This is a genomic window from Streptomyces sp. NPDC001717, assembly GCF_042892775.1.
In the GTDB taxonomy this organism is placed as follows: domain Bacteria; phylum Actinomycetota; class Actinomycetes; order Streptomycetales; family Streptomycetaceae; genus Streptomyces.
Genome location: NZ_JBIAUK010000022.1, coordinates 1 through 13,093, shown reverse-complemented (window position 1 = coordinate 13,093; position 13,093 = coordinate 1). Strand labels below are relative to the sequence as shown.

Here is a 13,093-nt window from a genome sequence, read left to right as displayed (position 1 = left end):
GACATGAGTGACGCGGTGGATGCGATCGTCGGGCAGTGGGCGGCGGAGAGCCCCGAACTGGCGGGGGACCTGTGGCCCATCGAGGTGGTGGCGCGGATCCAGCGCGTGAACCGGGTCGTCGAGAAGAGGCTCAAGGCCTTCGTGACCGAACACGACCTGGAACCGGGCGAGCTGGACGTCCTGACCACCCTGCGGCGCTCGGGCCCGCCGTACGCACTGACCGCGGGCACGCTCATCCCGGCGGCGATGGTCACCTCCGGCGCGATCAGCAACCGCATCGACCGGATGGCGGCGAAGGGGCTGGTCGAGCGCGTCCGTGACGGCAAGGACCGTCGCGCGGTCCGCGTCCGCCTCACCGAGGCGGGCCACGCCCTCACTGAGACCCTGATGGCGGCCCACCTGCGCCACTTCCGGCAACTCCTGTCCCCCTTGGACCGAGCCACGTGCGCCACCCTGGCCGCGTCCCTGCGCACCCTCCTCGAAGCCCACGGCGACAAGCCCTAGCGGGCCGATTCAGCCTCGCCGGCGTTTGAGGCGCGGGGTCTGGGGCGGAGCCCCAGGACGGGTCCGGGCGGAGCCCGGGGAACGGCGGAAGGGCGGGTAGGGGACACGCTCCGCGCAGCGGCACCCCGGTTCGGGCGGCGCCCAAGGGCCGCCAGGGCCGGCCGTGCGCCGGGGCACCTCCTCGGGGGTCGAACCCGCAGAGGCACCGGCAAGCGGAGGATGGTTGCCTTCGACGCCCTGCGGGGGCGCCCCACCGCACACCCGCCCCCGGCGGCGCGGGGGCGACGCGCGGGGGCGACGCGCGGGGGCGGCACCGCCCCCGAAAGCCGATGCCGCCCCCGCAGGCGACGGGCAGAATTGGCGGGTGCGGTATCGAATCCTTGGCGTCACCGAGGCGCGTGACGAGACCGGCGCCCCCGTCCCCCTCGGCGGCGCCCGCCTCCGCGCGCTCCTCGCCGCCCTCGCCCTGCGCGCCGGCCGGCCCGCCCCCGTCGCCGACCTCGTCGACGACGTCTGGGGCGACGCCCCGCCCGAGGACGCCCCCGCCGCCCTCCAGGCCCTCGTCGCCCGGCTCCGCCGCGCCCTCGGCGGCCGGGACACCATCACCGCCGACCCCGCGGGCGGCTACCGGCTGGCCGTCGCCCGCGACGAAGTCGACCTGCACCGCTTCACCCGGCTTGCGGCCCAGGGCGGCCGGGAGCTGGCCGACGACCCGGCCGCGGCGGCCCACACCCTGCGCACCGCCCTCGGGCTCTGGCGCGGGTCCGCGCTCGCCGACCTGCCCGAGCCCGCCCGCACCGCCCACGCCGCCGCAGCCGAGGCCCGCCGGGTCGACGTGCTGCGCTCGCGCATCGAGGCCGACCTGCGCAGCGGGGGCACCGCACCCGCCGGGCTCCTGCCGGACATCGAGGCGCTGATCGAGGAGCACCCGTACGACGAGACGCTCCGCGCGCAGCACCTCCGCGCGCTGCGCGCCGCCGGCCGCCCCGCCGACGCGCTCGCGGCGTACGAGGACACCCGCCGCACCCTGGCCGACGCCCTCGGCGCCGACCCCGGCCCCGAACTCACGGCCCTGCACGCCGAACTGCTCCGGCCGCACCCTCCCGCGCCCGTCCCGCCGCGGCCCCGCGGCAATCTGCGGCCGCGCCTCACGTCCTTCGTCGGCCGCGAGCCGGAACTGGCCGCCCTGCGCCAGGACCTGGCCCACCTCCGGCTCGTCACCCTCACCGGTCCCGGCGGTTCGGGGAAGACCCGCCTCGCCGAGCACGCGGCCGCCGCCCACCCCGAGGCCGGCTGGATCGTCGAACTCGCCCGGCTCGACCATCCCGCCGCCGTGCCCGGCGCCGTGCTCAGCGCCCTCGGCCTGCGCGAGAACTCCCTGGTCGCCCGGGACAGCACGGCCGCCGCCGCGGACCCGGCCGCCCAGCTCGTCGAGCACTGCGCGCACCGCAGCCTCCTCCTCGTCCTCGACAACTGCGAGCACGTCGTCGGCGCCGCCGCCGAGCTGGCCGAGCTCCTGCTGACCCACTGCCCCGGCGTACGGATCCTCGCCACCAGCCGCGAACCCCTCGGCGTACCCGGCGAGACGCTCCGGCCCGTCGAACCACTGCCGCCCGACCACGCCCACCTCCTCTTCGCCGAGCGCGGCGCGTCGTCCCGCCCCGGGTTCCGTGCCGACGACGACCCGGCCGCCATCGCCGAGATCTGCGCCCGCCTCGACGGCCTTCCCCTCGCCATCGAGCTCGCCGCCGCCCGTCTGCGGCTGCTCACCCCGCGCCAGATCGCCGACCGCCTCGACGACCGCTTCCGGCTCCTGACCAGCGGCGCCCGTACGGTCCTGCCCCGCCAGCAGACCCTGCTGGCCGTCGTCGACTGGTCCTGGGAGCTCCTGGACGAGCCCGAGCGCACGGTGCTGCGCCGGCTGTCCGTCTTCGCCGGCGGCTGGGACCTCGGCGCGGCGGAAGCCGTCTGCGCGGACCTTCCCCACGAGGCCGCGGACGTGCTCGGCTCGCTCGTCGACAAGTCCCTCGTCGTGGCGGAACCGGAGACCGCCGGCCCCGGGATGCGCTACCGCATGCTCGAAACCATCCACGAGTACGCCACCGAGCGCGCCGCCGCACACCCCGACGACATCCGCACCGCCGCCCGCCGGCACGCCGCCCACTTCCTCGCCCTCGCCGAGGAAGCCGAACCCCTGATCCGCTCCGCCGCCCAGCTGCCTTGGATCCGGCGCATCGAGACCGAGCTCGACAACCTCCGCGCCGCCCTGCACACCACAGCCGTCGAAGACCCCGACCCCGATGCCGCGCAGCGCCTCGTCCTGGCCCTGGGCTGGTTCTGGTGGCTGCGCAACTACCGCACCGAGGGCGCCGAGTGGACCGCCCGGGTGCTCGCCATCACCCCCGCGGACCCGCCCGAGGGCTCGTCCGCGTACTGGTGCTTCATGCGCCTCCAGGTCCTCGGCATGTTCCTCGTGGCCGAGAGCAGCGGCGCCGACAGGTTCCGCACCCCCGAGTACCAGGACCTCGCCGTGCGCATCCGCGAGGCCTTCCGGGGCGGCGACACCCCCGAGGCCAACACCTTCCCCGGCATGCTCTGGCCGGCGACGGTCTTCCTCACCGGGGACGCCCTGGAGTTCCACTCGATCCTCGACGAGTCGGTCGCCAACTGCCGCCGCCACGGGGGTGACTGGGAGCTCGGCATCGCGCTCATGCTGCGCACCCACGTGTCCATCGACGTCACCGGCGGCCTGCCCGGCGTCGACCGCGATCTCGCCGAACTCCACGAGATAGCCCGCCGCGTCGGAGACCGCTGGATCCGCGCCCAGGTCGCCAGCGCCGCCGGCGAGGCCGCCATCTCGCGCGGCCGGTACGACACCGCGCGCACCGAGTACGAGGAGTGCCTGCGCCTCGCCCGCGAGGTCGGCGCCCACGTCGAGGCACCGTTCGCCATCGCCCGGATCGCGGAGACCGCCTACTGCGTCGGGGACTTCGACGCCGCCGAGAAACTCCTGGCGGAAGCGGACGCCGAGTCCGACCGCCACGGCGGCGTGTACGACGTCAGCAGCTTCGCCCGGCTCCTCTCCTCCCTGCTCGCCATCCAGCGGGGCGACACCGCCCGCGCGTGGAGCGAGTACCGGCTGGCCCGCGCCGCGGCCGCGCAGCACCAGGTCCCCGCGCAGTTCATCGCCGGGATGGACACCGTCGAGGCCGTACTCACCGCCCACGACCACGGCCCGGAGGTCGGTCTGACGTTGATCGGCCCGGCCTTCGCCACCGCCGTGGGGGCCTACTGCGCCGAGCGGTTCCTGGCCGGGATGGCGGAGGCCGCGGCCGTGATGCTCGCCGACGCCGGTCGTCCGGCCGAGGCCGTCCGCACCTTCGCCGCAGCCACCGCCTGGCGCACCGGCCATCCACGGTCGGTGCCCGAGGAGGCCGCGGTGGCCGGGCTCCCGGCCCGCATCCTCACCGTGCTCGGCGCGGACGCCTATGGCCGGGAGGAAGCCGCCGGCGCGGCCCTGCTCCCGAGCGCTGTGGTCACGGCGCTCACCGGCAGCTGATCACCGCGTCGGCCCAGCTCGCGAGCGTCGGCAGCCGGCCCGGTCCGGCCCGTTCCACCACCAGGCGCAACGACGACCGGCCGGCCAGCGAGACGTTCACGGGCGCGGACGGGTCCTCGTGCCCGAGGGTGGCGGACTGCCACAGCCGCTGCCCGTCGCCGTACACGGAGAACCGCACCTCGCCGTCGGTGAGCGCCGACAGGCCGTCCACCCCGACCCGGGCGGAGAAGGTCGTGCACTGGCGGTTGAGCGTGATCTGCACGGAGGAGTGGGAGTTCACGGTGATCCCGTGCTCGAACCGCCGGCCGCCCACCCACAGTCCCGAGCGCTGCCACACCCAGCTGCTGTGCCGGACCTGCAACTCCGGTCCCGTGTGGTCCCCGTACGGGGCGTAGTCGAGCCGCGCGAGCGCGAACGCACCCGGCTTCGGCGGTTTCGGGGGCCTGCTCGGAGACGGCGTCGGCGAAGGCAGCTCCCGACTCGGCGAGGGCGAGGGGGACGCGGGCGCGGAGGGCTTCGGCGGCGGAACGACGGCACCCGGGGCCGTCGGCGTCGGCTTCGCACTCGGCTGCGGGGGTACGGGCCCACGCGTCGGCGGCGCCTCGGCGGGCGGGCTCGGCTCCGGCGAGGCCGAGGGCGTCGGCGGCGCGGGCGACTGCGGTACCGCCGGAGCCGCCACGCTCGGCGCGGGCCTCACCTGAGCCTGGGGTTCGGCATCGTCCCCGGTCAGCGCGAACACCACCCCGGCGGCCGCGGCCACCGCCATCCCCGCGGCGATGGCGGCCTTGGCGGGCAGCCCGAGCCCCTCGGAAGCCAGAGCCCCACCGGCCCCCGACCCGGCCCCACCGGCAGCCCCGGCCCCACCAGCCCCCGCGGCACCACCCGCCCCGGCAACACCCGCAGCCCCACCCCCCGCCCCGCCGGCAGCCCCGGCGGTCGACCCGCCGACGGCGGCCGCCGCGGCCCCGGCCCCGCCCGCGGCGACGGCCCCACCGGCCACCACCCCGGCGGCCTTGGCCGCGTACCCGGCGGCGAACCACCCGATGACCGCCACCGGAAGCAGCGCGGGAATGCCCGCGTTGACGTCCTTGAGCTCACCGGCCGCCAGCCGGCACTTCGCGCACTCCTCCAGGTGCTTGCGCAGCCCCCGCTCCGCCCGCATCCTCAACCCGCCGCGCGCATAGGCGCCCAGCCGGTCCGCGTACTGCGCGCAGTCGCCGCCCTCGCTCAGCGCCGAACTCACATGGGCCTGCAGATACGCCTGCTTGAGCCCCTCCCGCGCCCGACTGGCCAGCACGGCGGTCGCGTTCGCGCTCAGCCCGAACAGCGGGGCGATCGCACTCGGCGAAGCCTCCTCGACGGTGGTGTGCCACAGCACGGCCTGCCACCGTTCCGGCAGGCTCCTGAAGGCCTGCATGGCCAAGGACTGCTCGGCCTCGCGCATCGCCCGGACGTCCGCACCCAGTTCGAGCGTGTCGTCACCGGACAGCCCCGACAACCCGGCGCCACCCTCGGTACCGCCACCCGCCCCGGCCTGCTCGGCGAAGACCGCGAAGTCCTCGACGAGCAGCTCCCGCTTGGCGGTCTTGGCCCAGGCGGCGGCGACCCTGCGCACGGTGGTCAACAGATAGGCCCGCACGGACTGGTCCGGCCCGGCCCCGCCCCGCACCGCCTGCAGCGTCCGCGCGAACACCTCGGCGGTCAGGTCGTCGGCCGTGTGCCCGTCCCGGCAGCAGGTCCGTGCGTAGCGCCGCACGGCCTCGGCGTGACGACGGAACAGTTCCTCGTACGCACCGTCGTCACCACCCCGCATCCGGGCGATCAAGTCACCGTCGGAAGGAGGAAGTTCGTCCCCCGACCCGCGAGGCTCGCGCTGGGCCGGCACCTGCCGCGAGGGCAGACCACCCGCCGCCAGACCGCCCGCCGCGAGGTCGCCTCCGGCACCGAGAGGCTCTTCCCGCCCGTCAACGCTCATTTCGGACGCCCCCGAACGACACACTCAACCGGTACACCGATGAAGCGTGTCACACGGGGGGCGCGCGCCGGACCCGTCCGCACACCATCCACCCGTCCGGGCACATTTCAGCGGCCCGGTGACGAAACCCCACGGACGCCGGTCCGGAAGTCCCACCGCGGCGGTTGGCGCAGCAGCGCGTCCGGCCCTCACGCAGTCCGGGAGCGGAGCCCTTCGAGCAGGATGTCGAGCAGCCGCGTCGAGGCCGCCGCCTGCTGCGCCGGGTCGGGCAGCGCGGGCGCCGCCGTCGCTATCACCAGCAGCACATCGGCCACCGTGACGTCACCACGCAGTTCGCCGGCCTCCCGGGCACGCTCCACGAGCTGTCCGACGACCTCCAGCAGCGCACCCGCGCCGGCGTCGTCCGAGGGCTCGTCCTCGGCCGCGATGCGCGCGGCCACGAGCCGACCCTCCGGAACCGCACCGATGGCCCCGGCCGTCTCGGCGGCCTGGCGCTGGTGCGGAACCCGCGCCGCCTCGGAGGCCTCGGTCTCCTCGGCCCCGTCCTCGCTCGCCGAGCCGACCCGCAGCACCTGCGGCGGCAGCAGCCGCCCGGCGCCCGAGGCCACGGAGGTGCGCAGGAACCGGGAGAGCGCCTGCCACGGCTCCTCCTCCTGGCCCAGCGCCGTCCGAGCCTGCTCCGTCAGTCGGGCGGTCTCCTCCTCGGCTATCCGCCGGACCAGCACGTCCTTGCTCGGGAAGCGCCGGTACACGGTGCCGACACCGACGCGCGCACGCCGCGCCACGTCCTCCATCGGAGCCCCGTACCCCAGCTCGCCGAAGACCTCACGGGCCGCCCGCAGCACGTGCTCCAGGTTGCGCTGGGCGTCGACGCGCAGCGGAGTGGAGCGGCCCACCCCGTGCGTGGTGGCTCCGTTCGCGAGCGCGCGACCGTTGCTGTTCTCGACCGAAAGCGCGGTCGCAGAACCATGGAAATCGGAAATGTTCATATGTATCCCCCGGTAATCATTTGTCTCCCCCCGGAGACACTCCCCGCCTTCACGTCGAGGTGGGCCACGGTCTCAGGCCCGGTCCTACTCACTCGACGAGATACGAACATAGTTGAGCCAGAGTCAATTCAGAAGAGGCAGCCCCGGACGGAGCACCGCCCGATCGGAGCATTCGCCCTCACTTTTTCCCCACGCACTCCCGGAATCTCTCATTCCGCACCCCCTGACCTGCGGAGTTCCACTCCCACCCGAGGTCCGCTTCGAGTCCACCCCGGCACCACCACCGGTCACACAATTTGTCGGGCCTGTGGACAAACTCCCGGCCACGTTGCGTCATGGGATGGTGAAGGCTGCTAACTCGCGGGGCACGGCCCCCGGTACCCCGCCCCGCACGCGCATCCTGATCGTCGGCGGCGGCTACGTAGGCATGTACACAGCGCTCCGGCTCCAGAGAAAGCTGAGATCCGGCGAAGCCGAGGTCACGGTGGTCACCCCCGAGCCCTACATGACGTACCAGCCCTTCCTCCCCGAGGCGGCCGCCGGCTCGATCTCCCCGCGCCACGTCGTGGTCCCGCTGCGCCGCGTCCTGTCGCGATGCCGCATCGTCATCGGCGAGGCCCGCCACATCGACCACGCCAAACGCACCGCGACCGTCGCCACCCTCGCCACCGAGGACGAGGGGACCGGCCCGGTCGAGATGGAGTACGACGAACTCGTCCTCGCACCCGGCTCGATCTCCCGCACCCTGCCCGTCCCGGGACTCGCCGAGTACGCCATCGGCTTCAAGACCGTGGAAGAGGCCATCGGCCTGCGCAACCACGTCATCGAACAGATGGACATCGCCTCCTCCACCCGCGACCCCGCCCTCCGCGACGCCGCCCTCACCTTCGTCTTCGTCGGCGGCGGCTACGCGGGCGTCGAAGCCCTCGCCGAACTCGAGGACATGGCCCGCTACGCGGCGCGGTACTACCACAACATCAAGCCCGAGGACATGAAGTGGGTGCTGGTCGAGGCCAGCGACCGGATCCTGCCCGAGGTCGGCCCCGACATGGGCGTCTACACCATCCGCGAACTGCGCCGCCGCAACATCGACCTGCGCCTGGAGACCCGGCTCGAATCCTGCGAGAACCGCGTCGCCGTCCTCAGCGACGGCTCCCGGTTCCCCACCCGCACCGTCGTGTGGACCGCGGGCGTCAAACCGCACCCGATCCTCGCCGCCTCCGACCTGCCCAAGAACGAACGCGGCCGGCTCGCCTGCACCTCCTTCCTCACCGTCGAGGGCGTCGAGCACGCCTGGGCGGCCGGCGACGCCGCCGCCGTCCCCGACATCACCGCGCCCGAACCCGGCCGCGAATGCGCCCCCAACGCCCAGCACGCGGTCCGCCAGGCCAAGGTCCTCGCCGACAACCTGGTCGCCGCCCTCCGCGACGAGGTCCTCACCGAGTACGCCCACAAGTACGCGGGCTCCGTCGCCTCCCTCGGCCTCCACAAGGGCGTCGCCCACGTCTACGGCCGCAAGCTCAAGGGCTACCCGGCCTGGCTCATGCACCGCACGTACCACCTCAGCCGCGTCCCCACGTTCAACAGGAAAATGCGGGTCCTCGCCGAATGGACCCTCTCCGGCCTCTTCAAGCGCGAGATCGTCTCCCTGGGTTCGCTAGAACACCCCAGGGCAGAATTCGAACTGGCCGCGGGAGGCGGCCCCAAGGACCCACCCCCGAAGCCCACCCCCAACCCTCCGAAGGACAGCCAGAGCTGACGTTGTCAGTGCGGTCGGCCACACTGGACGTGTGACCATAGGTGGGCTCACACCTGCACAGAGTGACAACGTCCAGCCAGCGACCGACCACCCGACGAGCGACACAGCGACCACTTGCGACACCACGAGGCCTGAACGCAGTGAACTTCACGCGCTGGAGCGCCCGGTTTCCCGGAACGCAGCGCCGCGCCGCCGCGCGGACCGAACACGCCGCCGCCCAGGCCGCCGCACAGGCCAAGAGGGGTGAAGGTTCGGTCCCGGCCGCCCGCGGCGGCCGAGCCGACCCCGGAACCGATCGGTCCGTGCCGACCGCGGACGGCGGCCCCGCCGACCCCACGGTCTCCGGCACCGGCAGCGGCACCGGCACCACCCCGGGCCGGCACACGGGTGCCCCCGCCGCGGTGCCCTCGCTCGACGAGCTGTCCGTCCGGGAGGTCATCGGCCGCCTCCCGGCGCTGGTCGCCCTCGTCCACGGCCCCGAGCACCACGTCGCGTACGTCAACGACGCCTACACGGCCGGCTTCGGCACCCGCCTCCCCGGCGCCCCCGCCCACGAGGCCCTCCCCGAGCTGGGCGAGCTCGGCCTGCTCCCGCTCCTCGACCAGGTCCAGCGCAGCGGCAAGCCCCGTACCGCCAAGAACCGCACCGCACCCGGCGGCACCAGCACCTACACCGTCACCTGCACCCCGGTCGACTTCCCCAAGGCCGAGAGCGGCGGCGAGGCGGAAGCCCACGCCGGCGTCCTGATCCACCTCGCCGACGTCACCGACCACGCCGAAGCCGTCGAGCGACTGCGCGCCAGCGAGCGCCGCCAGCGCGAGGCCGCCGTCACCCTCCAGCGCTCCCTCCTCCCGCAGGAGCTGGAGCAGCCCGACGACCTGCGCGTCGCCGCCACCTACCAGCCCGGCGGCACCGAGGCGGCCGTCGGCGGCGACTGGTACGACGTCATCACCCTCGGCGCCGGCCGCACCGCGCTCGTCATCGGCGACGTCATGGGCCGGGGCGTCCGCGCGGCCGCCGTCATGGGCCAGCTCCGCACGGCCGTGCGCGCGTACGCCCGCCTCGACCTGCCGCCCCACGAGGTCCTCCAGCTCCTCGACGGCCTCGCCGCCGAGATCGACGCCAGCCAGATCGCCACGTGCGTCTACGCCGTCCACGACCCCAACGAGGGCCTGCTGGCCTACGCCTCCGCCGGCCACCTCCCGATCCTGGTCCGGGACGAGGACGGCACCGTACGCAGAGCCGCCGATCCCACCGGCCCGCCCCTCGGCACCGGCGGATGGCTGCACACCTCGGGCACCATCCCGCTCGGCCCCGGCTCCACCGCCGTCCTCTACACCGACGGCCTGGTCGAACGCCGCGGTGAGGACATCGACGAGGGCGTCGCCGCGCTGGAACGCGCGCTCTCCGGCGCACAGGGCACCCCGGCCGTCATCTGCGACCGCCTGATGCGCGCCCTCGGGGTGGACGCGGACCACGACGACGACGTAGCCGTCATGGTCCTCCAGCAGCCCGCCCGCACCGGCCCCGACGCCGAGCTCTTCCACAACGCCGCCCTGGAACTCCTCGGCGGCGTCGAGGCCGCCCCGCGAGCCCGGGCCTTCGCCCAGGGGGTCCTGGCCTCCTGGCGCTTCCCGGTGGAGCTGTGCGACCTCGGCGTCCTCGCGGCCAGCGAGCTCGTCGCGAACTCCCTCCAGCACGGAACGCCGCCCATGCGCCTGCGTCTGCGGCGCACCGACCGCCGACTGATCATCGAGGTCACCGACGGCGACGACCACCTGCCGCGCCGCCGCCGTGCCGAACCGGCCGACGAGACGGGCCGCGGCATCTCCATCGTCGCCACCATCGCCTCCGCCTGGGGCTCCCGCCGCACTCCGGGCGGCGGCAAGGCCGTCTGGTGCGAGTTCGCCCTGCCGGACAAGTAGCCGAACAGGCGGAAGGCCCCGGTCCACGAGGACCGGGGCCTTCCGTACATCCACGGGCACGTCTACACGTGCGCGACCTCCGAGCCGGCGGCCTTGCCGGCGCCGGCGGGGGCGACGGCGGGCCCACCCTGGGCCACGACCCTGCTCACCAGCGAGGGGTTGTCCTGCTCCGGGCTCAGCTGCCTGCCGAGCCGCAGCGCCAGCCCGGCGATCCCGAGCGAGACCAGTACGAAGATCCCGATGTAGAGCATCGGCACACCCGCACCGAGCGGCACCCCGAGCGGCCCGAGCGCCAGCGCCATCTGCTTGACCAGCGCGAAGGCCGAGTTGTACTGACCGACCGACCCCTCCGGAGCCAGGTCGGCCACCAGCGGCGCGACGGTCGGCGACAGCATGGCCTCGCCGATGCCGAAGAGCGCGTACGTGGCGATGAACGCGGCGGCGGCCATCATCGCGCTGCCGTGCCCCAGCCCCGAGAACCCGGCGATGACCCACGCCACGGTCCAGATCAGCCCCACCAGCGCGATCACCCGCGACCGCCGGCGCTTCTCCACGAGCCGGAGCACCACGAACTGCGCCAGCACGATCGCACCGGTGTTGGCGGCCAGCGCGAACCCGAGCGTCGAGGGGGAGATGCCTGCGGCCTCGGTACCGAAGGCGGCCAGACCCGACTCGAACTGTCCGTAGCAGGCGAAGAAGAGCACGAAGCCCAGCAGGCACAGCTGCATCATGGCCTTGTGCCGGAGCATCCGCTTCCAGCCGCCGCCCCCCTGTGCCGGGGCCTTCGGGCGGGCGTCCTTGAAGCCCGGCGCCTGCGGCATCCGCACGGTGGCGATGACCGCGGCCAGCACCAGGAACATGACGGCCTCGATGCCGAACAGCAGGATGAAGCTGGAGGCCCGGTCCTTGTCGACGATCAGCCCGCCGATGAGCCCGCCGATGCCGAGCCCGAGGTTCTGCATGAAGAACTGGAGCGCGAAGGACCGCGTCCGGGTGGCCGGCGTCGAGCACCACACGATCATGGTGGCCAGCGCCGGCTGCATCACGGCCTGCCCGGCGCCCAGCGTCAGGGCAGACAGCAGGATGGGCACGAGGCCCGTGGACAGCCCGAGCGAGAGCGCGCCGACCGAAGCGGCCGCGGCGGCCGCCATGACCACGGGGACGGGACCGCGCCGGTCGATGACCCGACCGGTGAAGGGCAGCGCGAGCAGAGCACCCAGGGCGAACGCCACGAACGCACTCGTGGCGGCCATGGAGCCCAGACCTCGCACCTGCGCCACATAGATGTAGAGGTACGGAACCGTGAAGCCGATGCCGAACGCGGTCAGCGCGTTCCCGGCCTGGATCCGCCGCATCGCAGCGCCCATCACCTTGGTCACTTCTCACCTGCCTTGTAACTGAAGACCGAAAGACTTCATCCCTAAACTTCAATCCTTAACTCTACACATCGAAGGAGTTAGACGCCAACGAGCTCGTGCGATACTTCGACCCATGGGTGACACCCCCGACGGCACCACGCCCGTCCACGAGCCGAGCCTCGACGAGCAGATCGCCGTCTACCAGCGCGAGTTCCAGGACCTCGACCCCCAGGTCGAGAAGGTCGTATCGGCGCTCAGCCGCCTGAACCGCCGCATGAACGTCGCGTACGGACGCCAGACGGCGGCCCTGGGCATCAGCAACGCGGAGTGGGAGGTCCTCAAGGCCCTCGTCCTCTCCGGCGCCCCGTACCGGATGGGCCCGAGCGAGCTGGCCAAGCAGCTGGGCCTCACGCCGGCGGCGATGACCCACCGGATCGACCGCATGACGGCGGAGGGCCTGGTCACCCGGGAGCGGGACGAGTCCAACCGCGTCCGCGTGATCGTGGAGCTGACGGACGAGGGCCGCAGCAAGTGGCTGGACGCGATGCGCGCGGCCACGGTCTTCGAGGAGGACCTCCTCCAGGACCTCTCCACGGCGGAGCGCGGGGCCCTGGGCGACATGCTCACCCGCTTGCTGGACCGCGTGGAGGACCTCCAGTCGCCCAGCTGAGCCGGGGTTGACACGGGCCCCGCGGGTCCGTAAGGTTCTTCGAGTTGTCCCAGAGCCGGAAGGTTTTGGCGACAACGAATCCCGCCGCCTCGTTGCGGCACCCAACTCTGCGCGACCTCCCATCGGGAACGCATTCGGCATGCCCGAATGAATTTCCGAAGGCCGATTATGAATCGTCCGGGAAATCCACTAGAGTTCTGGGAGTCGGAAGGGCCCAACAGCCCGGAAGACAAACCCCGCTGACTGGGAGTCAGGCCCGAAAGAGTCTGATAGAGTCGGAAACGCAAGACAGCAGAACAGAAGCCCGGAGGAAAGCCCGAGAGGGTGAGTACAAAGGAAGCGTCCGTTCCTTGA

8 protein-coding genes are annotated in these 13,093 nt (G+C 73.5%); 5 read left to right on the top strand and 3 right to left on the bottom strand.

From position 1 onward, the window contains the following. The first annotated feature begins 3 nt into the window (after nucleotides 1–3). Complete coding sequence (locus ACFYZL_RS28030; protein ID WP_384753451.1) at nucleotides 4–504, top strand: MarR family winged helix-turn-helix transcriptional regulator; 501 nt, start codon at nucleotides 4–6, stop codon at nucleotides 502–504. A gap of 364 nt (nucleotides 505–868) precedes the next feature. Then, nucleotides 869–4,063, top strand: a complete 3,195-nt coding sequence (locus ACFYZL_RS28025; protein WP_384753448.1) for an ATP-binding protein — start codon at nucleotides 869–871, stop codon at nucleotides 4,061–4,063. Here the strand turns inward: ACFYZL_RS28025 and ACFYZL_RS28020 are convergent. Together ACFYZL_RS28020 and ACFYZL_RS28015 are read right to left on the bottom strand one after the other, a co-directional pair. Continuing rightward, nucleotides 4,050–6,038, bottom strand: coding sequence for a sigma-70 family RNA polymerase sigma factor (locus tag ACFYZL_RS28020; protein WP_388682744.1), 1,989 nt, complete (start codon nucleotides 6,036–6,038; stop codon nucleotides 4,050–4,052). The genes ACFYZL_RS28025 and ACFYZL_RS28020 overlap by 14 nt on opposite strands. 188 nt (nucleotides 6,039–6,226) lie before the next feature. Then, nucleotides 6,227–7,027 (bottom strand): TetR/AcrR family transcriptional regulator, encoded by an 801-nt coding sequence (locus ACFYZL_RS28015; protein ID WP_384753442.1) that lies wholly within the window; start codon nucleotides 7,025–7,027, stop codon nucleotides 6,227–6,229. Between the two features lie 340 nt (nucleotides 7,028–7,367). Between ACFYZL_RS28015 and ACFYZL_RS28010 the strand changes: the two genes are divergently transcribed. Both ACFYZL_RS28010 and ACFYZL_RS28005 read left to right on the top strand, forming a co-directional pair. After that, on the top strand, nucleotides 7,368–8,786 hold the full coding sequence (locus ACFYZL_RS28010; protein ID WP_384753440.1) for an NAD(P)/FAD-dependent oxidoreductase: 1,419 nt from the start codon (nucleotides 7,368–7,370) through the stop codon (nucleotides 8,784–8,786). Nucleotides 8,787–8,926: 140 nt separating this feature from the next. Continuing rightward, nucleotides 8,927–10,711 (top strand): SpoIIE family protein phosphatase, encoded by a 1,785-nt coding sequence (locus ACFYZL_RS28005; protein ID WP_384753437.1) that lies wholly within the window; start codon nucleotides 8,927–8,929, stop codon nucleotides 10,709–10,711. Between the two features lie 62 nt (nucleotides 10,712–10,773). Here the strand turns inward: ACFYZL_RS28005 and ACFYZL_RS28000 are convergent, their stop codons facing one another. Further along, the gene (locus ACFYZL_RS28000; RefSeq protein WP_388682872.1) at nucleotides 10,774–12,078 is read right to left on the bottom strand and encodes an MFS transporter; all 1,305 of its coding nucleotides are present in this window, start codon (nucleotides 12,076–12,078) and stop codon (nucleotides 10,774–10,776) included. A 124-nt stretch (nucleotides 12,079–12,202) separates the two neighbouring features. On the opposite strand from ACFYZL_RS28000, the gene ACFYZL_RS27995 reads away from it, so the two are divergent. Then, the gene (locus ACFYZL_RS27995; RefSeq protein ID WP_384753434.1) at nucleotides 12,203–12,739 is read left to right on the top strand and encodes a MarR family winged helix-turn-helix transcriptional regulator; all 537 of its coding nucleotides are present in this window, start codon (nucleotides 12,203–12,205) and stop codon (nucleotides 12,737–12,739) included. Nucleotides 12,740–13,093: the final 354 nt, after the last annotated feature.